Consider the following 23,359-nt stretch of genomic DNA (forward strand, 5'->3'; position numbering starts at 1 on the left):
CGACCTCTCCCCGCAAGCGGGGCGAGGTAAAGATGATCACTTCGCAACGAAACCGGCTTCCGTCATCAGCGACTTGTTGGTGGCATCGTCCTCTTCGAGGAATTGCACCATATCCTTGCCGGTCAGGAAGATCGGCTTCAACGCCTGCTTCTCCATGTAATCCTTGTACTCGGCGGTCTGCGTCACCTTGTGGAAGAGCTCGACATAGAATGCCTGCTGCTCCGGCGTGACCTTGCCGGGCAGGAACATCGCGCGCAGCATCAGATACTGGACGTCGACGCCTTCCTCCTTGCACGTCGGGATGTCGCCCCAGGACTGCGTGTCCGTCACCTTGGTGGTGTAGGAGATGCGCTCCTTGTCGAACACGCAGAGCGGACGCACCTGGCCGGCGCGCCAGACCTCGAGGTTTTCGCTGGGGTTGTTGACGTTGGATTCGGTGTGATTGCCGACCAGCTGGGTCGCGGCCTCGCCGCCGGACTTGTAAGGCAGGTAGGAGAATTTCGCGCCGGTCTTCTGCTCGAGGAAGACGGTCAGCACGTGGTCCTCGCGCTTGGAGCCGGTGCCGCCCATCTTGAACGGTGCGCTCGCGGCCTTTGCGGCCGCGACGAATTCCTTCACCGTCTTGGGGCCGGCGCTGTTGTCCCACAGCACGAACTGGTCGAGCGCAATCACCGAGACCGGGGTCAGCTCGCGCCAGTTGAACGGGATCTTCGCCGACAGCGGCAGCATGTAGATCAGCGAATAGGCGATCAGCACCTTGTTCGGATCGCCCTCGCTGGACTTCATGTACATCAGTGCTTCCGCACCCGACGCACCGCCCTTGAGCGAAACCACCATCGGCTGCTTCATCAGATTGTTTTTCTGGATCGCGGCCTGCATCATCCGCGCCATCTGGTCGGAGGCGCCGCCGGCGCCCGCCGCCACTACGATCTCGACCGGCTTGGTGGGTTCCCAGCCGGCAAAGGCGGGCGCGCTCAACAGCAAGGCCGTCGCAGCTCCGACGGCTTTCAATGGAATTCGCACGAGTTTCGTCCCCTGGTTATTATTGGCTTTGTGATGCCGGGAATTTTATCGGTGCATTGTGCGGACTAAAGATCGCGAGTTCAAGCAGGCGGGCCTTCCGCCGCATATGACTTTCGGCTGACGACGCGGGCGCTACTTGCCCTTCCAGACCGGCGTGCGCTTGTTGAGGAAGGCGTCCATGCCCTCGCGGAAATCTTCGCTCATATAGGCCTTGAGGATCAGGTCCTCGCCCTCTTCGCGCGAGAGCGTGCGGCGGATGCGGCGCACGGCTTCCTTGGTTGCTTCCAGCGTGAGCGGCGCATGGCTCGCGACGAGTTTTGCGGTCTCGTCGGCGCGACGCTGCAGCGTCTCGACATCAGGAACGATCTCGGTGAGCAGGCCGAGCGACAGCGCTTCCTGCGCCTCGACCAGGCGTGCCCTGAAGATCAGGTCCTTGGTGCGGGCGGGCCCCACCAGCGAAACGACGCGGCTGATGTTCGACATCGACAGGCAGTTGCCGAGCGTGCGCGCGATCGGGAAGCCCATCCGCGTCGTCTCGGTGCCGATGCGAAGATCGCAGCAGGCGGCAATGCCGGCGCCGCCGCCGGTGCAGGCGCCCGCGATGGCCGCGATCACGGGCACGCGGCACTGCTCGAGCGTGCCGAGCACGCGGTCGATCCGTGCCTCGTAGTCGAGCGCGTCCTGCGCGGTCTTGAAAGCACGGAACTGGGAGATATCGGTGCCGGAGGCAAATGCCTTGTCGCCGGCGCCGGTGAGGATCAGCGCCTTGATCGAGCGATCGGCGTTGATCTCCTGGCAGATCTCCGCCATGCGGTCATACATGGCGAAGGTCATGGCGTTGCGCGCCTGTGGGCGGTTGAAGGTGATCCGCGCGATGCCGTCCGTGATGGCGTAGAGCAGGTCTTCGTTAGCAGTCGCAGGTAAGTTCATCGCGCGCTCACTTCTTCAAGTTGGATCGTTCAGGCCACCTGAGCCTTCGTCATCGGCACCGCATCGCGCCCCTTCAGCACGTCCATGGCCGCCAGCACGCCGCCGCTCCGGTGCGGAATCTTTGCAAGATCCAGGCCCATCTCGACGCCGGCGAGCGTGCCCATCAGCATCAGGTCGTTGAAATGGCCGATATGGCCGATGCGAAACACCTTGCCCTTGACCTTGTTCAGGCCGGTGCCGAGCGACATGTCGAAGTTCTCCAGCACCACCTTGCGGAAGGCGTCGGCGTCGTGACCGTCGGGCACGCGTACGCCGGTCAGCGCCGGCGAATGCGCGGCGGGATCCACGCACTGCGTCTCCAGGCCCCAGACCTTGGCCGCCGCGCGCGTCGCCGCGCTGTGGCGCTTGTGGCGGGACCAGACGTTCTCGAGACCTTCTTCCTCGAGCATCTTCACCGCTTCGCGCAGCCCGTAGAGCAGATTGGTCGCGGGCGTATAGGGGAAGGTGCCGAGCTTGTTGAAGGAAATGACTTCCTGCCAATCCCAATAGGAGCGCATGCCGGGATTGGCCTTGGCGACATTGAGCGCCTTCTCCGAGACGGCGTTGAAGCCGAGACCCGGCGGCAGCATCAAGCCCTTCTGCGAGCCCGCGACCGAGACGTCGATGCCCCAGGCGTCGTGCTCGTACTCCATCGAGCCGAGGCCGGAGATGGTGTCGACCATCAACAGCGCCGGATGCTTGACGCGGTCGAGCAGCTTGCGCACCTCGAGCGGCGGCGTGACGCAACCGGTCGAGGTCTCGTTGTGGACGACGCAGACCGCCTTGATCGCGTGCTGCTTGTCGGCAACGAGGCGCTTCTCGATCTCGGCCAGGTCGGCGCCATGGCGCCAGTCGCTCGGGATGAAGTCGACGTCGAGCTTGAACTTGTCGGCGATGCCGCGCCACAGCACGGCGAACTGGCCGGTCTCGCACATCAGGACCTTGTCGCCGGGCGCGAACACGTTGACCATCGCCGCTTCCCAGGCGCCGGTGCCCGACGACGGGAAGATGATGACGGGCTGCTTGGTGCGGAACACCCGCTGCATCGAGGCCAGAACCGCGAAACCGAGCTCGGCGAACTCCGGACCGCGATGATCCAGCGTCGGCATGTCCATCGCCCGCAGCACGCGGTCGGGCACGTTGGTCGGTCCTGGAATCTGGAGAAAATGCCTTCCAGTATGCACGGTCATAGGCGTCCTTCCCGGTCTTTGAGGCTGTCTTGCTCGAGCGTGGCCCGCATTGGGCTCCGGCGAGCCGCTCGCATATCACTATTCGCCGGGCTTGTCCCTCGCCCGACGGGGTCCGTCAATGCACAAGAAGCAGGGCTCGCTTGCCAAGGGCCGTCACGGGAGGCAAGACGGTGCCGGCGAACAGGCGAGAGCGGACCATGGCGGCGGAAGTGGCTGGAAAATCACCGGAATCGGTCCAAACGGACCGTCTGGCGGCTCGTCTTGCCCGGGAAGTCAGCGGCGACGTCCTGTTCGATCGCTTCAGCCGCGGCCGCTACGCCACGGACGCCTCGTTCTACCAGATCGTGCCCTCCGGCGTGGTCGTCCCCAAGACCATGGACGAGGCCCTGCGGGCGCTGGCGATCGCTCGCGACGAGGGGGTGAAGGTCACCCCGCGCGGCGGCGGCACCTCGCAATGCGGTCAGACCGTCAATGACGGGCTCGTCGTCGATCTCTCGAAGCACTTGAACCGCATCCTGTCGCTCGACGTCGCGGGCCGGACCTGCGTGGTCGAGCCCGGCATCGTGCTCTACGACCTCAACCGGCAGCTCAAAAAGCATGGCCTGTGGTTCCCGGTCGACGTCTCCACGGCCTCGCGCGCCACCATCGGCGGCATGGCCGGCAACAATTCCTGCGGCGGCCGCTCGCTTCGCTACGGCACCATGCGCGACAACACGCTGTCGATGGAGGCCTCGCTGGCCGACGGCACGCTGAGCCGGTTCGGCGAGGTCTCGCGCGATCTCTCGGACAGCGACGCCGGCCAGACCATGCGCGCGCTGTTCCGCGACATGCTCGATCTCGGCGCGCGCGAGGCCGACGAGATCGCGGCGCGCTTTCCCAAAGTGCAGCGCCGCGTCGGCGGCTACAATCTCGATGCGCTCACGCCGCGCAACGCGCGCAACAACATCGCGCATCTGCTGGTCGGATCCGAAGGCACCCTCGCCTTCACCACCAAGGTCGAGCTGAAGCTGTGGCCGGTGATCCGCAACAAGGCGCTCGGCGTCTGCCATTTCGGCAGCTTCTACGAGGCGATGGATGCGGCCCAGCATCTGGTCAAGCTGAAGCCGATCGCGGTCGAGCTGGTGGACCGCACCATGCTCGCGCTCGGCCGCGACATCGCGATGTTCCGCCCGATCATCTCCGCCGCGATCAAGGGCGATCCGGACGCAGTACTGGTGGTCGAGTTCGCAGAAGAGGACCAGGCCGACAACCTCGCGCGCCTCAAGCAACTCGGTGAGCTGATGGGCGATCTCGGCTTCGCCTGGACCAACGACACCCGCAAATGGGGTGGCGTGGTCGAGATCACCGAACCCGCCTTGCAGAGCGGCATCGCCGATTTCCGCGCAGCCGGGCTCAACGTCATGATGTCGATGAAGCAGGAGGGCAAGCCCGTCTCCTTCGTCGAGGACTGCGCCGTGCCACTGCCGCACCTCGCCGACTACACGGCACGCCTGAACGAGGTGTTTGCCAAGCACGGCACCAGCGGCACGATGTATGCGCACGCCTCCGAGGGCTGCCTGCATGTGCGGCCCGTGCTGAATTTGAAGCTGGAGAAGGACGTCAAGGCGATGCGCGCCATCGCCGAGGAAGCCTTCGCATTGGTGCGCGAATACAAGGGTTCGCATTCCGGCGAGCATGGCGACGGCCTGATGCGCTCCGAATTCCACGAGAGCATGTTCGGCGAGCGCCTCGTCGCCGACTTCCGCGAGGTGAAGCACCGCTTCGATCCCGATGGCGTACTCAACCCCGGCAAGATCGTCGACGCGCCCAGAATGGACGACCGCTCGCTGTTCCGCTTCAAGCCCGACTATCGCGTCAAGGAGCTGAAGACGAAGCTCGACTGGTCGGCCTATCCCGGCGCCGGCGGCGGTTTCCAGGGCGCAGTCGAGATGTGCAACAACAACGGCGCCTGCCGCAAGCTCGAGGGCGGCGTGATGTGCCCGTCCTATCGCGCCACGCGCAACGAGAAGGACGTCACGCGAGGTCGCGCGAACACGCTGCGGCTCGCGATCTCCGGCCAGCTCGGCCCCGATGCGTTGTCCTCCGACGAGATGATGGAGACACTCAAACTCTGTGTCTCCTGCAAGGCCTGCCGCCACGAATGCCCGACCGGCGTCGACATGGCCAAGATGAAGATCGAGGTGCTCGCGGCACGCGCTGCCTCGCATGGCCTGACGCTGCGCGATCGCCTCGTGGGCTACCTCCCGCGTTACGCCAGCCTCGCTTCGCGCTTCGCGCCGCTGGCAAATTTGCGCAACCGCAGCCCGCTGCTCCGAAAGCTGTTCGAGCGCTTCGCCGGCATCAGCGCGCGCCGCGCCCTGCCCGCCTTCCGCAGCGACGTCTTTGTGCCGCCGGCCGAGAGCGTCGGACCGGCCGCCGGCCGCGAGGTCGTGCTGTTCGCCGACACGTTTAATCGTATCTACGAGCGCGAGAACCTCGAGGCCGCGCTGCGCGTGCTGACGGCCGGCGGCTATCGCGTGCACCTGCCAAGACCTGCGAGCGGCAGCCGCCCGCTCTGCTGCGGCCGCACCTTCCTCTCCGCAGGGCTCGTCGACGAGGCCAGGTCCGAGTTCGACCGTCTCGTCGCCGCCTTCGCGCCCTTTGCCGCACGCGGCGTGCCCATCATTGGCCTCGAGCCGAGTTGCCTGCTGACGCTCCGCGACGAGCTGGCGTCGCTGCGCAAGGACGACGACGCCAAGGCGGTCGGCGCCCATGCCCTGACCTTCGAGGAATTCCTGGTGCGCGAGGCGGAAGCCGGAAGGCTGCAATTGCCGCTCAGCACCGTCGCCGACAAGGCCATGGTGCACGGCCATTGCCATCAAAAATCCTTCGGCGCGTTCAAGCCGGTCGAGCAGGTGCTGCGGCTCGTCCCCGGCCTCGAGGTCGAGACGATCGAATCGAGCTGTTGCGGCATGGCCGGCGCGTTCGGCTATGGCACCGAGACCTATGACGCCTCGATCGAGATGGCCGAGCTGTCGCTGCTGCCGGCCGTAAGGCGCGCGGGCCAGACCACGCTGGTCGTCGCCGACGGCACCTCCTGCCGCCACCAGATCCACGACGGCGCGCAGCGCGAGGCGCTTCACGTCGCTCGCGTGCTGGCGATGAGCCTCGATCGCGCCGAGACCCAATCCATAACCAACCCGATCGCAAAGGAACCCAGCCATGGCTAATCTCACGCTCGACACCGCCCGAAAAATCCTCGACGCCGCCTTCGCAAAGTCCACCGAGCTGAAGCTGAAGCCGCTGGTCGTCACCATCCTGGACGCCCGCGGCGTGCTCAAGATCGCCGCCGCGCAGGACGGCACCAGCCTGATGCGCGCCGAGATCGCCCACGGCAAGGCCTATGGCGCGCTCGCCATGGGCATGGGCTCGCGCGCGCTGTACCAGCGGGCCCAGGAGCAGGCCTATTTCATCGACGCCGTGAACACCATCGCCAAGGGCGCGCTGGTGCCGGTCCCCGGCGGGGTGCTGATCATGGACGGCCCGACGCTGCTTGGCGCGGTGGGAGTGTCCGGCGACACGTCCGACAATGACGAAGCGTGCGCTGTGGCCGGCATCCAGGCGGCTGGCCTGAAGGCCAACGCGGGCTAGCTCGTCATTCCGGGCGCGCCACTTGGCGCGTGCCGACGAATGACGTCAGGCGCGAAGCCGATTTTGCCTTGATACACCTGTTTTGCCCGACGGAGCAAGCGATTTTCGGTAAGACCGAAAATCCTCCAAGCGTTTCAACCCCAGCTCTACTGTGCATGGGGTTGTTTTCTCGCTTCTTGAGGTGCCGGAGCGCGCCTCCCCTCTACCTTCCCGTCCAGACCGGCTTCCGCTTCTCGCCGAACGCCTTCAGCCCTTCCTTGGCGTCCTCGGTCATCGCGAGAAGTGCGATCTGGCTTTCGGTGTAGGCGATGCTCTCATCGAACGACATCGCAGCGATGGCACGCATGGCGTATTTGCCGCGGCGGATCGCGGTCGGGGATTTGTCGACGATGCGGCCGATCAGCCAGTCGACCTTGGCGTCGAGCTCGGCCGCGGGCACGACGTAGTTGAGCAGGCCCGCCGCCTGCGCGGCTTTTGCGTCAAACGGCTCGCCGGTGAGCGCCCATTCGTTGACGAGGCGTCGCGGCGCGATCTCCTGCAACAGGCTCAGCACCTGCATCGGAAACACCCCGACCTTGACCTCCGGCAAGCCGAAGATGACATGATCTGCCGCAATCGCCATATCGGTCATGCACAGCAGGCCCATGCCGCCGGCCATGCAGACCCCGCCGACGCGCGCGATCGCGGGCTTGGTCGCGTTCTGCGACAGGCGCAACAGATCGGCGTAATCGACATTCGGCCTGGAATGATCCATCGCGAACGCCGCACCGGAATTCTGCAAATCGGCGCCGGCGCAAAACGCCTTGTCGCCGGCGCCGGTCAGCACGATGACGCGGACGTCCTTGTCCTCATGTGCGTCGCGATAGCCGCGCGTGATGCCCGCGATGACGTCGCCGTTCAGCGCGTTGCGCTTCTCCGGCCGGTTGATCGTGATCCAGAACGCCTGCCCGCGCTTCTCGGTGATGACGCTTGTGGTGTCGGCCATGCGGTTCAATCCTTGCTCCCGGTTTGCAGCCATTTGCGGCAGCTCGGGTACGAGGTGCAAGGCCAATCTGTTAGGATTGCGCCGCTTTAGCGCCTCGACGCAAATCTGCGGCCGATTGAAGCGCGAACGCAGCTCAGGCCGCAGACGCCTTCCTGATCCAGACCTTATTGTCGTGGAACGCAGCGCCGCCGATCGGAGCAATCGTGTCCGCACCGGTCAGCATGTTGATGCCGCGGCCGCCGATATGATTTTTGTTCGGGTGCACGGACTCCGCGATCAGCACGCCACGGCGCACGCCGTCGAACAGCACGGCCGTCAGCGTGGTCTCGCCGCGCGAATTGCCGAGCGTCACGGCATCGCCATCGGCGATGTCGAGCGCGGCAGCATCCGAGGGATGGATCATCACACTCGCCTTGCCTTCACGCGCCTGCGAGGACGGGGTCTCGTTGAAGGTGGTGTTGAGGAAGCTGCGCGACGGGCTGGTCGCGAGCCGGAACGGATGGGCCTGATCGGTATGCTCGATCACCGCCCAATGGTCCGGCAGCGAAGGCATCTTGTCGAAATCGCCCATGGTCTGGCCGAACGGCGGATGCGCCCAGTCAGCCTTGAAATGAAACTTCTTGTCGGGATGAGCGAAGCCATCGAGATAATGCGAGGTGCGGAAGTCCGGCTGCAAATCGCGCCAGATGTCGGCCTCGAGACCGGCGATGTCGCCATGGTTGCTGAGCTTCAGTGTCGTGTCGATCAATTCGCGCGGCGTCATCTCGAAGCCCGGATGCTGCGCGCCAAGCCGCGGCGCCAGCGCCTGCAACAGCTGGTGGTTGGAGCGGCATTCACCGGGCGGATCGATCAGCTTGGGGCCGACCGAGATGTGCTGATGGCCTCCGCCGTAATAGAGATCGTCATGCTCCATGAACATGGTTGCCGGCAGCACGATGTCGGCCATCAGCGCCGTCTCGGTCATGAACTGTTCGTGCACCGCGACGAACAAATCCTCGCGCGCAAACCCCTGCCGGACCAGCGCCTGCTCCGGCGCCACCGTCATCGGGTTGGTGTTCTGGATCAGCATCGCCTTGACCGGGCCCTTGCCGAGCAGAGCCTCGGCATCGCCGGTGAGGATGCGGCCGACCTGCGACTGGTCGAGCGCGCGTATCGTCTTGTCGATCGCGTCATGGCCTTCGATGACGGACTCGTTGAAGTGCCAGAGCGCGTAATTGTTGAAGAAGGCGCCGCCGCCTTCATACTGCCACGCACCGGTCACGGCGGGAACGCAGTTTGCCGCATGCATCTGCATTGCCCCGTTACGCGAACGCGTGAAGCCGTAGCCGAGACGGAAGAACGTCCGCTTGGTCTCGCCGACGGCCTTGGCAAAGGCCTCGATCTCCGCCACCGGTACGCCGGAGATAGCGGAGGCCCATTCGGGGGTGCGCGCCTTCAGATGCGCCTCGAGCTCATTCGGACAATCGGTGTACTTGTCCATATAGGCCCGGTCGGCATAGCCGTCGCGAAAAAGAACATGCATCACGCCGCAGGCGAACGCGCCGTCGGTGCCGGGCCGCAGCAGGATCTTGATGTCGGCCTGCTTCATGGTCTCGTTGTCGTAGATGTCGACGGCCGCGATCCTCGCGCCGCGCTCCTTCCGCGCACGCGCGGCGTGCGTCATCACGTTGACCTGCGTGTTGACGGGATTGGTGCCCCAGATCACGACGAGGTCAGACAGCGCCATCTCGCGCGGATCGACGCCGGCGATCTTGCCGGTGCCGATCGCAAAACCGATGCGCCCGACATTGGCGCAGATGGTCTGGTAGAAGCGCGAATACTTTTTGACATGTGTGAGGCGATTGAGACCGTCCCGCATCACCAGGCCCATCGTGCCCGCGTAGTAATACGGCCAGATCGACTCCGCGCCGAACTCGCGCTCGGCTTGATTGAAACGATCGGCGATCTCGTCCAGCGCCTCATCCCAGCTGATCCGCGCAAACTGCCCGGAACCCTTCGGTCCAGTCCGGCGCAGCGGATACATCACCCGCTCAACGTGATGGATGCGCTCGGCATAGCGCGCAACCTTGGCGCAGACCACACCAGCCGTGTAGGTCTGCTTCTTCGAGCCCCGCACACGGCCGATGCTGCGGCCTTCCACCACCTCGACGTCGAGCGCACAGGCCGACGGGCAATCATGCGGACAGGTGGAGTGACGGATCTCGATCTTGGCGTGCTGGTTCATGGCCAATTTCGTAACACCAAAATACCGGGCAGCCGAGGGCCTTTATCCGGCAATGCCCATGCAAAATGCTCAAAGCCAGCGCGCGGCCTGTTCCTTCCGCGACCGCGAAATGCCCCGCTGCCACACCGAAACGAGGCCGATATTCCGGCCGGAATCGACATTGTAAGGCGTCGACAGTCCGCGGCTGCTGCCGCTACAGTGCCGGCCAACAAAAACGAGTTCAGGGAGGTGGGTGTGACGGCCCGACGATTGATGCTGGCGCTGGCCGCCGGCCTGCTCACCCTATTCCCCGCAAACCCGTCCCTGGCGCAAGATTATCCTGCGCATGCGGTCCGCATCGTCGTGCCGTTCGGCGCAGGGGGGCCGGCCGACGTCGCAGCCCGGCTGATCGGTCAGGCGCTCCAGGAGCGCTTTGGCCAACCCTTCGTGGTCGAAAACCGGACAGGCGCGGGCGGCGTCATCGGCACGGTAGAGGCGGCGAAGTCGCCGGCCGACGGTTACACGCTGCTGATGATGTCCAATACCCAGACCGCAAATGAATCATTGCTGACGCCGGAGCAACGCAAATACGATTTGATGCGCGACCTCGCGCCGATCGCACCGGTGAACTATTCCGATCTCGTCATCGTGGTGAACCCGCAAGTTCCGGCAAAAACGCTGCAGGAGTTCATTGCGCTCGCCAAATCGCAGCCGGGCAAGCTCAATTACGCCTCATCCGGCCAGGGCACGCCCTACCACATGGCCGGCGAGCTGTTCAAAGCGATGGCCGGCCTCAATGTTGTCCACGTCCCCTATCGCAACAGCGGCGAGGCCCGCAGCGGCGTGATCGGCGGCCAGGTGCAAATGATGATCGACGCCGTGCCGGCGATGGCGCCGAACATCGGAGAGAACCAGGTCCGCGCACTCGCGACCACCGGCCGGCAGCGCTCGACCGTACTGCCGAAGGTGCCGACTGCCGGCGAGGCCGGTGTCGCGGGCTACGAGGCGACGATCTGGCTCGGCCTGATGGCCCCAGTGGGCACGCCCAAGCCGGTCATCGACAAGCTCAACGCCGCCGTGAACGCGATGGTGAAGCGGCCGGACATCGTCAAACTCTGGACTGAGCAGGGTGCCCTGCCCATGTCGATGACGCCGGAAGAATTCGACAAATTCCTGCGCGGCGACATCGCGAAATGGGCTGATGTCGTCAAGAAGTTCGACAAGTCCTGAGGCCGTGCTGCCATGCCCGCCATTCAATTTCGGCTCAACGGCGCGAACCTTGGTGTGGATGCCGATCCCGATCAGACGCTGCTCGACATTCTGCGCAACCGGCTCGGCGTCACCAGTCCGCATTTCGGCTGCGGGGCCGGTGAATGCGGAGCTTGTTACGTGATGGTCGACGGCCACGCGATGGCGTCCTGCGAGATGCCGATGTGGTCGGTCGCCGACAGGGACGTCGTCACGGTAGAGGGCCTCGGAACAGTGGAGCAGCCGCATCCGCTGCAACGCGCCTTCATAACCGAGCAGGCGATGCAATGCGGCTATTGCGTTTCGGGAATCCTGATCAGCGCGGCGGCGCTGCTGCAGCGCAATCCGTCGCCGACGGAGATGGAGGTCAGGGCAGCGCTCGATCGCAATTTGTGCCGCTGTGGATCGCATAACCGCATGGTGCGGGCCGTGCTGCGGGCGGCCTCGGAGATGGCGGCATCATGACTGCTCCGTCCCCTGCCCCGAAACTGCCGGCCAGCCTGGCGGCCAATCCAAGACTGTCGTCCTGGGTGAGGTTCACCGGCGAAGGGCGCGTGGCGATCTCGCCCGGCAAGGTCGAGATCGGCCAAGGCATTGTCACGGCACTGGCGCAGATCGCGGCGGACGAGCTCGACGTCGAGATAAGTCGGATCGAGATGATCCGCGCCTCGACCGCGACCAGCCCGAACGAGGGCGTCACCTCCGGCAGCCTGTCGATCCAGCAATCCGGCCGCGCGCTGCGTCACGCCTGCGCCGAGGTGCGCGAACGCTTCCTCGCGGCAGCATCCGAACGTCTCGGCGTCGATGCATCGCTGCTCGGCGTCGAGGATGGCACGATCATGGGCCCCGGCAATGTCAGGACCAGCTATTGGGAGCTCGCAGACGACGTTTCGCTCAACCATGATACTGCCGCCGGCGCTTCGGCGAAGACTGTGGCCAGGCGCACGGTGGCCGGACGTTCCATGCAACGCGTCGACATTCCCGACAAGGTGTTCGCGCGGCCGCGCTTCCTTCACGATCACGCGCTGCCGCGGCTCGTGCACGGACGCATCCTGCGGCCGGACGTCTCGGGCGCGAAGCTGATCGCGCTCGACGAAGCCACTGCGCGCGCCGCGCCCGGGCTGATCGCGGTCGTCTGCGATGGCGGCTTTGCGGGCGTCGTCGCCGACAGCGAGGCCGCCGCGGAAGCCGCGCTGAAAGCCTTGCGCAAGGGCGCCACATGGTCGGCCGGAGAGCCGCTCCCCAATGAGACCGATCTGGCGGGCTTCCTGAGAAGCGGGCCGGTCGAGAGCACCGTCATCGATACCAGGGCAGCCCCCGCATCAGGAAAGGCGGCCTGCACGCTCCGGCGGCAGTACACCCGCCCCTACATCGCCCACGCCTCGATCGCACCGTCCTGTGCGATGGCGCAATGGAACGGTGATCGTGTCCATGTCTGGACCCACAGCCAGGGCGTCTATCTGCTGCGCGCCGATCTCGCCATCGTGCTCGAGCTGCCGGCCGAAAACATCGTCGTCGAGCACATGGAGGGCGCCGGTTGCTACGGACATAATGCGGCCGACGATGTCGCGCTTGATGCCGTGTTGCTGGCAAAGGCTGTCGGCGGTCGTCCAGTGCGGGTGCAATGGTCGCGCCACGACGAGATGTCCCACGCGCCGTTTGGTGCCGCGATGGCGATCGAGATCGAGGCCGATCTCGACCCAGATAACGAGATCATCAGCTGGCGCCATGCGATCTGGAGCAACGGCCACACGGCGCGGCCAGGGCGCGCGACGCAGCCTGCCCTGCTGGCGGCGAGCGAGATAGCAAATCCCTATCCGCGCATGATCTCGACAAATCCGCCGACCGCCAATGGCGGCGGAGGAGACCGCAATTCCGTCCCGCTCTACGACTTTCCGGCTTGGACCATCACGAGTCATCGCTTGTTGACCATGCCGGTGCGCACCTCGGCGCTGCGGACTCTCGGTGCGCAAGGCAACGTATTCGCGATCGAATCCCTGCTCGACGAAATCGCGGCCCTGCGCGGCGAAGACCCGATCGCGTTTCGCCTGCGGCACCTTCGCGACGAGCGGGCATGCGAGGTCATCCGTGCTGCCGCGCGACGCGCAGGCTGGAAGCCCGCGAAGCAGTCCGGCATCGGTCACGGCGTCGGCTTTGCCCGTTACAAGAACACGGGCGCGTATTGCGCTGTCATCGCCGAGATCGAAGGCGCCGAAGACATCCGCGTGAAGCGGCTGACGCTTGCGGTCGACGTCGGCGAGGCCATCAATCCGGACGGCGTGATCAACCAGATCGAGGGCGGCGCGATCCAGGCGACGAGTTGGGTGCTGAAGGAACGTGTCCGCTTCGACCGGACGCGCATCACATCAACCTCGTGGACGGACTATCCGATCCTGACCTTCACCGAGGTGCCGGCAGTCGATGTCGAGATCATCCAGCGGCCGGAAATCGAGCCCGTCGGCGCAGGTGAAGCCGCGCACGGCCCGGTGACGGCGGCCATCGCGAACGCGGTCCACGATTGTCTCGGCGTGCGCGTGCGCGATCTGCCGATCACGCGTGACAGAATCATCGCAGCCATGGAGCTTGCATCGTGACGACAGTGAACATTCTGAGCGGTGGCGCGGCGCAAGGCCTGGTGCGTGGTCTCGCCGAGGCCTTCAAGGCCCAAACCGGCTTCGACATCGACGGTGAGTTCGGCGCCGTCGGCGTGATGGCGGACAAGCTGCGCGCAGGTACGCCGGCCGATCTCTTGATCCTGACGCAGGCGCTGCTCGCAAAACTGGCGGCGGAGAAGCTGGTCACGCCCTCCTCGATCGCGGATGTCGGCCGGGTGGAAACCGCCCTCGCCGTTCGCAATCGCGATCCCAAGGTGACCGTAAGGACGGAAGCCGATCTGCGCGAGGTGCTCCGGTCCGCAGACGCCATCTACGTTCCCGACACCAAAGCCTCGACCGCCGGCCAGCACGTCGCGAAAGTGCTGGATCAGCTCGGCATCGCCTATGAGGTCGCCTCGCGCCTGAAGATATTTCCGAACGGCGCAACGGCGATGCGCGAGCTGGCCTCGTCCACCGCGACGCGGCCGATCGGATGCACGCAGGCGACCGAGATCATCGCAACTGACGGCATCGCGCTCTCCGGTCCGCTGCCGCCGGGAAGCGAGCTGACGACGATGTACACGGCCGGCATTGCCACGAAGGCGACGTATCCGAAAGAGGCCGCGGCGTTGATCGCGCTGCTCTCCGGCGCAGACCACAGGGAATTGCGCCGGCGCATCGGCTTTGCCGGATAGATGCGAACCCTATTTATTTATGCAACTGAGTCAGACCGGTCGGCGGACCGTCGACCCCGGTCCAGCCGCCGTCCACGAACAGCGTGCTGCCGCTGACATAGCTTGCGGCATCCGAGGCGAGATAGGCCACGGCTGTTGCGACCTCGTCAGCGCGGCTCCACCGATTGAACACGGTGTGGCCGGCGTAGAGATTGTAGATGTCGGGCCGCTGCTTGAACGGACTGGTCAGCGCGGTCTCCACGATGCTCGGTGCGATCGCATTGACGCGCACCCCGGCATGGCCAACCTCGGAGGCAAAGCCCTTCACCAAAAGGCCGATCGCCGCCTTGGTCGAGCCGTAGACTCCGAGACCCGGCTCGATGGTCACCGCGCGCACTGAGGAACAGGCGATGATGCTGCCGCCCTTTTGCTCGACCATGATGCGGCCGAACGCCTGGAAGAACCAGACCGTACCCTTGACGTTGAGGTTGAGAACGCGATCGAGATCCTCCTCGGTGTAGTCGAGGATGGTCTTGCGGATGTTGAGCCCGGGCGTCGTCACAGCGATGTCGAGCCGCGGAAATTTCTGCATCACGGTCTTGGCGAGCGCATTGACGTCCGCAGCACTCGAAGCATCGCAACTCGCAGCTTCCGCCCAGCCACTCTTGTCGCGAATGCCCGCAGCGGTCGCCTCGGCTGCGTCGAGCGCGCGATCGGCGCAGACGACGCGGGCACCGAGCCCGGCGAGCGCCTCGGCCGACGATTTGCCGATGCCCGAGGCGGCGCCGAGCACCACGGCCGTCTTGCCGGTGAGATCGAAGAGCTTGCGATAATCAGTCACGGACAGATTCTCCCTGTTGCTGTGACGCAAACTATCGCAAGCGCGGTTCGCCGGCCAATGCCGGCGAATGCACGACAGCTATCCCTTGTAGCCCATCAGCAGACGGGGCAGCCACAGCGAGAACGCCGGGACGTAGGTCACGAACATCAGCGCCGCGATCAGCGCGGCGTAGAACGGCAAGATGGTGCGCATCACCGCGCCCACCGAGATGCCGCCGATGGCGCAACCGACGAACTGCGTCGTTCCGACCGGTGGGGTGTTCAGCCCGAGAGCGCAGTTGATCAGCATCAGCATGCCGAACTGCACCGGATCCATGCCCGCCTTCATCGCGATCGGCAGGAAGATCGGCGTGCAGATCAGGATGGTCGCCGCCATGTCCATGAACGTACCGAGCACGAACAGGATGACGTTGATCAGCAGGAAGATCATCCAGGGCTGCGTGGACACCTTGCTCATCAGGTCGCCGGCGAAGTCGGCGACCTCATAGAGGCCCATCAGATACTGGAACATGGTGGAGACGCCGATCAGCAGCAGCACCACGCCGGTCGTCTTCACCGCCTTGGCGGCCGCGTGCAGGAAGTTGCTCCAGGTCATGGTCCGGTAGATGAAGAACGTCAGCACGATCGTGTAGGTGACGGCAACAGCGGCCGATTCAGTGGCCGTGAAGACGCCGGACAGGATGCCCGTCAGGATGATGCCAACGATCAAGAGGCCGGGCAGAGCGGCCGCGAACGAGCGGACAACCTCGGCCCAACCCGGAAACTTGCCGGCCGGATAGCCGCGCTTGACCGCGACCGCGTAAGCGGCGACCAGCATGCAAACCATCAACACCAGCGCCGGCAGAAGACCAGCCGCGATCAGCGCGCCGATAGAGACCTTGCCCCCGGCGGCGAGCGCATAGATGATCATGTTGTGGCTGGTCGGCATCAACGCTCCGACCAGCGAGGCGTGGGTGGTGACGTTGACGGCGTAGTCGGTGTCGAACCCTTCCTTTTTCATCATCGGGATCATCACCGCGCCCATCGCCGACACGTCGGCGACGGGCGAGCCCGAGACGCCGCCGAACAGCGTGCAGGCGACCACGTTCGACATGCCGAGGCCGCCGCGGATGTGGCCGACGAGATTCTTGGCCAGCTGCACGATCTTGTCGGCAACGCCGCCATGCAGCATCAGCTCACCGCTGAAGACGAAGAACGGGATCGCCAGGAAAGAGAAGATGTTCATCCCCGACATCATCTGCTGGAAGATGACGGCGACCGGCAGGCCTTCATAGAGGATGGTGCAAATCGCGGAGAGGCCGATCGCGAAGGCGACCGGAACGCCGAGGACGAGGAAGCCGAAAAACGTGGCGCCGAGAATAATCAGTTCCATGAGGGGACGACCTCTTCGCCGCGCAGGAGAGCAATGATGTGCTCGATGGAAAAGGAGACGATCAGGACGCCGGAGATGATCAGCGGCACGTAGCGGACGACCTCGGGCAGGCCAAGGTTGGGGATATGAACGGTCCCGACCGACGCTCCGAGAATCCAGCCATTGTAGACCATCGCAACGCCGAAAATTGCCACCAGGACGTGGATCACGAGCTCGATCTTCTCACGCAAACGGTCGGGAAGCATCACCAGCAGACTGTCCATGCCGATGTGTCCGGCGTCGCGCACGCCGACGGCGGCGCCAATCAGCGTGACGTACAGGATCAGGACCAGCGCGAGATTTTCAGTCCAGGTCGGGCTTGAGTTGAGCACGTAGCGCCCGAACACCTGGTAGAACACGATGGTGACGATGATGAGCAGTCCGGTCACGGACAGATACATGCCGAGCCGAGCGATGGGAGCGTTGACCCGCGTAAGCAGACCGGTAGACGGCCGTCCGGCTACCTCCTGCTCGTGGTCTGCGACGTGAGGGTCTGTCATCAGCGTCTCCTTGCAAGGGCCCGGTGCCGCCTCGCGCCGGCGCCGGATCCGATGCGTTATGGTCTTACTTCGTGGCCTGGATCCGCTTGACGAGGCTCTGCAGCTTGTCGTCGCCGGCGAACTTGGCGTAGACCGGCTTCATCGCATCGACGAACTCCTGCTTGTTGGCGATCGTGACGACCTGAACGCCGGCCGCCTCGACGGTCTTGCGGGAAGCCTGCTCACGCTCGTCCCAGAGCTTGCGCATGACAGGCACCGATTCCTTGGCCGCCTTGCGGATCATTGCCTGATCCTCCTTGCTGAGCGTGTCCCAGACCTTCTTGGACATCACGAGGACTTCGGGCGCCAGCGAATGCTCGGTGACGTTGTAGAACTTGGCGGCCTCGAAGTGGCGCGAGGACTCGTAGGAGGGCCAGTTGTTCTCGGCGGCGTCGACCAGCCCGGTCTTGAGGGCGGTGTAGACCTCACCATACGGCATCGGCGTCGGATTGGCCCCGAGGCTCTCGATCATGCCGACCCACAGGTCGGACTGCTGCACGCGGATCTTCAGGCCCTTGAGGTCCGCAAGCGACTTGACCGGTGCCTTGACGGTGTAAATCGACCGCGCGCCGCTGTCGTAGTATGCGAGACCGATCAACCCCGCAGGCTCCATGGCAGCGAGGATCTCGTCGCCGATTGGACCATCAAGAACGGTGCGCATGTGCTGGGTGTCGCGGAAGACGAAGGGCAAGCACAAGGCGACGGTTTCCGGCACGAAATTGTTCAGTGGCGATGCGTTGATCCGCATCATGTCGAGCGCGCCGATCTTGAGCTGCTCGATGGTGTCCTTCTCCGAGCCGAGGGCGCCGTTGGGAAACACCTTCACGCCAAGCTTGCCGCCGCTCGCCGTCGCGAGCTGCTTGCCCATGAACTTGACGGCTTCGACCGTCGGATAGTCGGCCGGATGGACGTCGGCGGAGCGGAAATCGCGCGCAGTCGCGAACGGCGCCGTGACCGCCAGTGCAGCGGCTGCGATGATACCGATTAGTGTCTTCATCTGGGGCTTCCTCCTGAGTTGATTATGTCGTCGTTGGGCTGGTGCTGCGGGACCGCCTTGCGTCGCTCCACTTCAGGTGTGGAGTCAAGCGTTGCAACTGCACCACCTTCGTAGGATAGCGCGGCGGTGTCGAGTGAATTGGGCTGGTTGGCGATCTCTGCCCGGACAGTGCGACGCTCATCGCGCCCGCTCCTGCGGTGCACCAGTGCGGCAAGTGCCGGCCCCCCGGCAATCGGACCGCGCCATCGGCCAATGCCGGATGCGCGGTAACGATGCTCATCGTATCCATGGACGTCCCTCTGGTTTTGTGCTCGACCGCTATTGGTTGCGGCTTGGGGTTCGGGCGAGACGATTGCCTCATCCTGTACGAACGCGCCGCCACCGACGCGATGTCGCCAATGTCGTCCCTAGGGCGGGCGACATTCTGAGTCCAAGCCAAATCCGGCATCGATCAATGCTGGAGTTGCATTGATCGACCATTCGGTGCCTGGACCGCCAATCGGCGGATTGTTTCGTTTTCCCGAATAAGCGAGTGAGAGAGCGTGCCGAAACAAGATGCCGGCCAGATCGGGAAAGGCCATAAGGCGGGGCGGCAACATCGGCTATTGCCAATCGAGAAGCGGCATAATCTCGAGGAAGTGCCCTCGACCGGATTCACGCTCTCATGCTTCCCCGGTGAAGATCGAATGTGCATCCGCTGGCTGGACCCGCGCGGGCGCCATCATCGACGGCCAGACCGGCGACATCACTCGCCGTCGAGGCCACTCTCGGCGAGTTCGCGCAATGCATCGGTATCGAGGACGACGATGGCGCCGTGCTCGAGGCGCACCCAGTTTCGTCCGGCCCAGGCGCGCAACTGCTTGTTGATGCTCTCGCGCGTCATCCCCACCATCTCGCTGATCTCCTGCTGGGTGATCGCGAGCGTGCCGCTACCGGAGTCGAGCTTGCGTTCCTCGGTCAGACCCAGCAGCGCGCTCGCCAGCCGACCCGGTAGATTCTGCAGGATCACCTGCTCGACCTGCTGGCTGGTCCAGCGCAGCCGCGCGCACAGCAATTCGATGAATTTCATCGCCAGCGCCGGCTGACTCTTCACGAACGGCAGGAAGTCGCGGCGGTCGATGATGTAGAGTTCGCAATTGGTGTTGGCGGTCGCATCCGCCGACCGCGGTGCACCATCGAGTACGGCGATCTCGCCGAAGATTTCCCCCGGACCGATCAGGTTGAGAATGGCGTTTCGGCCATCGGGCGAAGAAGACGAAATCTTCACTGTTCCGGAGATCACCGCGAACAAATTGTTTCCGGGGTCGCCCTTGGCAGCGATCGTCGCCCCGCGCTTGACCGTGGTGTGCTTGGCGTAGCGGCAGAGCTGATCGAGCGCTTCCGGATCCAGATCTGCGAAGATCGGATGCTTGCGCAGGACTGACAGTTTGTTGCCCGACGACTGTCGGGGGTCGCCGGTCTTGTCCTGAGGCACGCCGGGACTCCTAAGACTGCGAGGCACTGGAGTTCCTGCGTAGTCAACGTTGCCCGGCTTTTCAACCGGAAAGCATGGGCACAATTTGAGGCAAACACCGTGAGAATGCCGCAATCGCGCCACGGAAAACGCATCCGCAGGGTGCGCTGACGCGATTCGGGCCATGCAAAGTTGCAGGGATGGCAACTCACGGGGAACCGGAGCGCCGAAGGACGGTCCTCAGTGATTATGGGAGAGACCGCGACGGGCGTGTCGACATGCCGACGGTTATCTCAGGAAATTCAGCGCTTCGCGTCCGAATCGAGCCGCCCTGAGCTGGTTTGTCGGTCCGCCCAAGCCAGCGCTGCGCCGAATACGACGAACATGGTCAGAACGGCAATGGCCACCAGCAGCGCATCAATCGGCATCGTGCCCTCCCAAATGTTGTTCCGGGTATTATTTGCGGCGCCCGATTGGCGTCATTGATCCGGATCAAATCGGCGGGCACTCCGCGAGAGCCAAGCTTCAGGCTGCAGCCAACGCCTCAACTCGCGCGGCATCACGCAGGTTGATTCCGCCATGGACGATCTCGATCGCTCCGTGCCGTTCCAGCTTGGTAAAGGTGCGGCTCACGGTCTCGATGGTCAGGCCAAGATAGTCTGCAATGTCCTGCCGGCTCATTGGAAGTGGAACCGTATTCGACGATCCCCTGAGCGAGACCAGCCGCCCGCGCCAGCCGAGCAGAAATGTCGCGACCTTTTCGTCCGCCGAGCGACGGCCGAGCAGGACCATGTGGTCGCGCGCCTGGCTCAACTCGCGGATCGCCAATTCGTTGATCCGCTGGAGCAGATGCGGCCGGTCTTCGATGAAGCGGCCGAACGGTACCTTGGCGAACTGGCACACGGTCACCGCACCAATCGCATCGGCCGAAAAATTGTGACGGCCAGACATGTTCATTCCCAGAAAATCGCCGGGCAGGGCAAAGCCCACGATCTGGCGACGACCGTCGGGCAGCAGCTTGTAGAGCCGCATGACGCCTTCGAGGAGATTGAAGAACGAGGTCGTAATGTCCTCCTCGGAGAACACGGTCTCTCCCGAGGCAAAATGAACGCGGCGGCCGAGATGCTCGAACTCCCTGAGCTCGGCCGGGTCCAGCGACGCACAAACCGCGACGCCGCGCACCGCGCAATCGCTGCAAAAATGGCCGTTCGGCTCAATCATCGTCACGGAAGCCATCATCCACCGCTCCAAGCGTCACCGGATCTCTGCACCCCACAGAGCCCACCGCGCGGAGTGCATTTTACTGCATCGCGTCAAACCCGATTGACCCAGATCAATTTTGACGCCCATCCCCACCCTATTCTGCGTCAACAGTTCGACGGGACCAATCTCCATGCTGCAAAACGCGCTGCGACACGGCTTGATCGTGCTGCTTTTGATCACTCCTGCGCTCGCCGCGCCGAATGCCGAACAACGCGGCAAAGCCTACGCGCGGGCTAATTGCGCGCGCTGCCACGCAATCGACCGTCGTTCTGAGAGCCCGCTGAAGATGGCTCCCCCGTTCCGAACCCTGCACCATCGCTACCCGATTGATGCCCTCGAGGAAGCGCTCGCCGAAGGCATCTATACCGGCCACGCCGACATGCCCGCCTTCGAGCTCGATCCGGACCAGATCCACGACCTGCTGTCCTATCTCAAGACGCTCGAATAGCCCGTTGGCGCTGTCACACGGCCTGCACCGTCCAGCCGATCAACTCCTTGGCGATACGGGCGAAGGCCGCGTCAAACGCTGCGACCGCGGCCGTCGGCTCGACCTTGTCGAGCTTCTCATTGGTCTCGACCAGGCGTGATGCGATCACCTTGCCATTCTTGTCGACGATCCGCGCCGACAGTCCGATCTCGACCCGGGTCCCGCCGTCTGTGGCAATGCGAAAGCGCCTGATGTCGATCAGAAGCTGATAGTCCGTCTGTCCCAGGTCGGCTGTCCGGAGCGGAGCGTGCGCAATATCGTAATTTTCAAAACTATCGATCAACCGCGCCTGCAGCAGCTTTGGAATACTGTCCGCCCAGAGGAATTCGGCAAAGCCTGGGTTGTCGCCGACCGGCGAGAACAGCATCCGCTGCGTCTGGAGCATCGCGACGGCAGTCGGCTCGGGGATGGTCAGCGACGCGGACAGCGTCTTGCCGGCCGGTCCGAGATTTTGCGGCGTGCGGAGATCATAGGTGATCTTCTGCGCAGGCGCGCCTCCGCCCGTCATCTTTTCGAGGCCCGCCAGAATGCCGTCAAGCTTGCCGGTGTTGCGTGCAAGGCCGTCGGAGAACGTCTTGAAATTGGCGATGGTGTCCTTGAGCGGGCCGGAATTGTCCTCCAGCACGGTATCGACGCGCCGCAGGGCGTCGCGCGCGGCCTGGGTCATGCTCTGACCCGCGCCGGCCTCGGCAATCAGGGTGGGCTGCTCGCCGGATTTGGCGACGATCATGCCGCCCTCCAATGTCACCACCGGAACGCCGGTCAGCCCCTGGAATTCAAGCCCGACCTTGGTGTCGGCGCGCACCGGCGTCGTCGAGGCGACCGAGATCGTCGCGTTGACGAAGCGCGGATTATCGGGCGCAAGGCCAAGCTGGGTCACCTCGCCGACGCGGATGCCATTGAACAGCACGCCGGCACCGACCAGAAGTCCCGGCACCGGCCCCTGGAATTGCACGTGGTAACTCGTACGCGGCCCGATGCCGCCGGTGTTGTTCAGCCAATAGACGAAGCCGAACACCGCGACGATGGTGGCCAGCACGAAGCTGCCGATCAGCACATAGGGAGCGCGGGTTTCCATGTCTTATCTCATTTGTGGTTGTAGCATCTGTGAGCGTTTGCCGTGGAAATAGGCCCGCACCCAGGGATGCTCGGATTGCAGCAATTGGCGCATCGGACCGATCGCTACGATCTTGCCATCGGCAAGCGCGGCGACACGGTCGCAGACCGTCGTGAGGCTCGCGAGATCGTGGGTCACCATGAAGACGGTGAGCCCCAGGGTCTTTTGCAATGTCCTGATCAGCGCATCGAAGTCGCCAGCGGCGATCGGATCGAGGCCGGATGTCGGCTCGTCGAGAAACAGGATCGGCGGATCGAGCGCGAGCGCACGCGCCAGCGCGACGCGCTTGGTCATGCCGCCGGACAGTTCCGAAGGATATTTGTCGCCATCCTCGGCACGCAGCCCGACCATCTCGAGCTTGGCGATTGCGATCTCGTCCATCAGCTCCTGCGACAGCGTGAGATTTTCGCGCAGCGGGAATTGCACGTTCTGGCGGACCGTCAAGGAGGAGAACAGCGCGCCCTGCTGAAACAGGATGCCCCATGTCGCGGCCGTGCTGCGGTCATGCGCGCCACCGATCGGCTGCCCCATGATCTCGATGGAGCCACTACGACGCGGAATGAGGCCAATGATGGTGCGCATCAGCACCGACTTGCCGCCGCCGGACGCGCCCACCAGCCCGAGGATCTCGCCGCGGCGGACGTCGAGCGACAGATGGTCCAGCACGGTCTGGCGGCCGAAGCCGACCATGAGATCCCGAACCCGGATCGCGAACTCTGCCTGCGGTTGGGACATC

21 protein-coding genes and 1 pseudogene are annotated in these 23,359 nt (G+C 64.3%); 8 read left to right on the top strand and 14 right to left on the bottom strand.

The genetic code is table 11. The features are described from left to right. Positions 1-36: 36 nt before the first annotated feature. From JQ587_RS19430 to JQ587_RS19440, 3 genes are all read right to left on the bottom strand, one after another. Positions 37-1,023 (bottom strand): Bug family tripartite tricarboxylate transporter substrate binding protein, encoded by a 987-nt coding sequence (locus tag JQ587_RS19430; protein WP_212426282.1) that lies wholly within the window; start codon positions 1,021-1,023, stop codon positions 37-39. Between the two features lie 132 nt (positions 1,024-1,155). Further along, positions 1,156-1,953: an enoyl-CoA hydratase/isomerase family protein gene (locus JQ587_RS19435; protein WP_212426283.1), complete on the bottom strand. Its 798-nt coding sequence runs from the start codon at positions 1,951-1,953 to the stop codon at positions 1,156-1,158. Between the two features lie 29 nt (positions 1,954-1,982). After that, on the bottom strand, positions 1,983-3,182 hold the full coding sequence (locus JQ587_RS19440; RefSeq protein WP_212426284.1) for a pyridoxal-phosphate-dependent aminotransferase family protein: 1,200 nt from the start codon (positions 3,180-3,182) through the stop codon (positions 1,983-1,985). 197 nt (positions 3,183-3,379) lie between these two features. On the opposite strand from JQ587_RS19440, the gene JQ587_RS19445 reads away from it, so the two are divergent. Continuing rightward, positions 3,380-6,391: an FAD-binding and (Fe-S)-binding domain-containing protein gene (locus JQ587_RS19445; RefSeq protein ID WP_212426285.1), complete on the top strand. Its 3,012-nt coding sequence runs from the start codon at positions 3,380-3,382 to the stop codon at positions 6,389-6,391. After that, a complete protein-coding gene (locus JQ587_RS19450) occupies positions 6,384-6,812 on the top strand; it encodes a GlcG/HbpS family heme-binding protein (protein WP_212426286.1) in 429 nt (142 codons plus the stop codon). The genes JQ587_RS19445 and JQ587_RS19450 overlap by 8 nt, the downstream gene beginning before the upstream one ends. 202 nt (positions 6,813-7,014) lie before the next feature. Here JQ587_RS19450 and JQ587_RS19455 read toward each other — a convergent pair whose 3' ends face one another. Then, on the bottom strand, positions 7,015-7,797 hold the full coding sequence (locus tag JQ587_RS19455) for an enoyl-CoA hydratase/isomerase family protein (protein WP_212426287.1): 783 nt from the start codon (positions 7,795-7,797) through the stop codon (positions 7,015-7,017). Between the two features lie 133 nt (positions 7,798-7,930). Further along, complete coding sequence (locus JQ587_RS19460; protein WP_212426288.1) at positions 7,931-10,021, bottom strand: molybdopterin oxidoreductase family protein; 2,091 nt, start codon at positions 10,019-10,021, stop codon at positions 7,931-7,933. A 252-nt stretch (positions 10,022-10,273) separates the two neighbouring features. On the opposite strand from JQ587_RS19460, the gene JQ587_RS19465 reads away from it, so the two are divergent. Genes JQ587_RS19465 through JQ587_RS19480 form a run of 4 tightly spaced genes read left to right on the top strand, consistent with a single transcriptional unit; the run spans position 10,274 to position 14,537 of the window. After that, on the top strand, positions 10,274-11,230 hold the full coding sequence (locus JQ587_RS19465; protein ID WP_212426328.1) for a tripartite tricarboxylate transporter substrate binding protein: 957 nt from the start codon (positions 10,274-10,276) through the stop codon (positions 11,228-11,230). A 12-nt stretch (positions 11,231-11,242) separates the two neighbouring features. After that, positions 11,243-11,713, top strand: a complete 471-nt coding sequence (locus tag JQ587_RS19470) for a (2Fe-2S)-binding protein (protein ID WP_212426289.1) — start codon at positions 11,243-11,245, stop codon at positions 11,711-11,713. Next, on the top strand, positions 11,710-13,842 hold the full coding sequence (locus JQ587_RS19475) for a xanthine dehydrogenase family protein molybdopterin-binding subunit (protein ID WP_212426290.1): 2,133 nt from the start codon (positions 11,710-11,712) through the stop codon (positions 13,840-13,842). The genes JQ587_RS19470 and JQ587_RS19475 overlap by 4 nt, the downstream gene beginning before the upstream one ends. Then, positions 13,839-14,537, top strand: a complete 699-nt coding sequence (locus tag JQ587_RS19480; RefSeq protein WP_212426291.1) for a molybdate ABC transporter substrate-binding protein — start codon at positions 13,839-13,841, stop codon at positions 14,535-14,537. Before JQ587_RS19475 ends, JQ587_RS19480 begins: the two co-directional genes overlap by 4 nt. A gap of 13 nt (positions 14,538-14,550) precedes the next feature. On the opposite strand, the gene JQ587_RS19485 is transcribed toward JQ587_RS19480, so the two are convergent. The 4 genes from JQ587_RS19485 to JQ587_RS19500 form a co-directional block, all read right to left on the bottom strand. Further along, positions 14,551-15,357, bottom strand: coding sequence for an SDR family NAD(P)-dependent oxidoreductase (locus tag JQ587_RS19485; RefSeq protein WP_212301326.1), 807 nt, complete (start codon positions 15,355-15,357; stop codon positions 14,551-14,553). A gap of 78 nt (positions 15,358-15,435) precedes the next feature. Further along, positions 15,436-16,728 (bottom strand): TRAP transporter large permease, encoded by a 1,293-nt coding sequence (locus tag JQ587_RS19490; RefSeq protein WP_212301327.1) that lies wholly within the window; start codon positions 16,726-16,728, stop codon positions 15,436-15,438. After that, positions 16,719-17,267, bottom strand: a complete 549-nt coding sequence (locus JQ587_RS19495) for a TRAP transporter small permease (RefSeq protein ID WP_212426292.1) — start codon at positions 17,265-17,267, stop codon at positions 16,719-16,721. Before JQ587_RS19495 ends, JQ587_RS19490 begins: the two co-directional genes overlap by 10 nt. A 64-nt stretch (positions 17,268-17,331) precedes the next feature. Next, entirely contained in the window at positions 17,332-18,303 is a 972-nt protein-coding gene (locus tag JQ587_RS19500; protein ID WP_212301329.1) for a TRAP transporter substrate-binding protein, read from the bottom strand. Between the two features lie 551 nt (positions 18,304-18,854). On the opposite strand from JQ587_RS19500, the pseudogene JQ587_RS36700 reads away from it, so the two are divergent. Further along, positions 18,855-19,032 (top strand): annotated as a pseudogene (locus JQ587_RS36700) (cyclase family protein); the annotation flags it as partial. 16 nt (positions 19,033-19,048) lie between these two features. Here JQ587_RS36700 and JQ587_RS19505 read toward each other — a convergent pair. From JQ587_RS19505 to JQ587_RS19510, 3 genes are all read right to left on the bottom strand, one after another. Beyond that, positions 19,049-19,777 (bottom strand): Crp/Fnr family transcriptional regulator, encoded by a 729-nt coding sequence (locus JQ587_RS19505; RefSeq protein WP_212301330.1) that lies wholly within the window; start codon positions 19,775-19,777, stop codon positions 19,049-19,051. Positions 19,778-20,058: 281 nt separating this feature from the next. Beyond that, positions 20,059-20,184 carry a hypothetical protein gene (locus tag JQ587_RS36915; protein WP_283815643.1) on the bottom strand — a complete coding sequence of 42 codons (126 nt, stop codon included), beginning with the start codon at positions 20,182-20,184 and terminating at the stop codon, positions 20,059-20,061. Positions 20,185-20,281: 97 nt separating this feature from the next. Continuing rightward, positions 20,282-20,992, bottom strand: a complete 711-nt coding sequence (locus JQ587_RS19510) for a Crp/Fnr family transcriptional regulator (RefSeq protein ID WP_433995267.1) — start codon at positions 20,990-20,992, stop codon at positions 20,282-20,284. 157 nt (positions 20,993-21,149) lie between these two features. Here JQ587_RS19510 and JQ587_RS19515 point away from each other — a divergent pair, with 157 nt between their 5' ends. Then, complete coding sequence (locus JQ587_RS19515; RefSeq protein ID WP_212301332.1) at positions 21,150-21,467, top strand: c-type cytochrome; 318 nt, start codon at positions 21,150-21,152, stop codon at positions 21,465-21,467. Positions 21,468-21,480: 13 nt separating this feature from the next. Here the strand turns inward: JQ587_RS19515 and JQ587_RS19520 are convergent, their stop codons facing one another. Together JQ587_RS19520 and JQ587_RS19525 are read right to left on the bottom strand one after the other, a co-directional pair. Then, positions 21,481-22,584, bottom strand: coding sequence for an ABC-type transport auxiliary lipoprotein family protein (locus tag JQ587_RS19520; RefSeq protein WP_212426293.1), 1,104 nt, complete (start codon positions 22,582-22,584; stop codon positions 21,481-21,483). Positions 22,585-22,587: 3 nt separating this feature from the next. After that, positions 22,588-23,358 (bottom strand): ABC transporter ATP-binding protein, encoded by a 771-nt coding sequence (locus tag JQ587_RS19525; protein WP_212301334.1) that lies wholly within the window; start codon positions 23,356-23,358, stop codon positions 22,588-22,590. Between the last annotated feature and the right edge of the window lies 1 nt (position 23,359).

Origin of the sequence: Bradyrhizobium manausense, from assembly GCF_018130615.1 — a bacterium.
Taxonomy (GTDB): Bacteria; Pseudomonadota; Alphaproteobacteria; order Rhizobiales; family Xanthobacteraceae; genus Bradyrhizobium; species Bradyrhizobium manausense_A.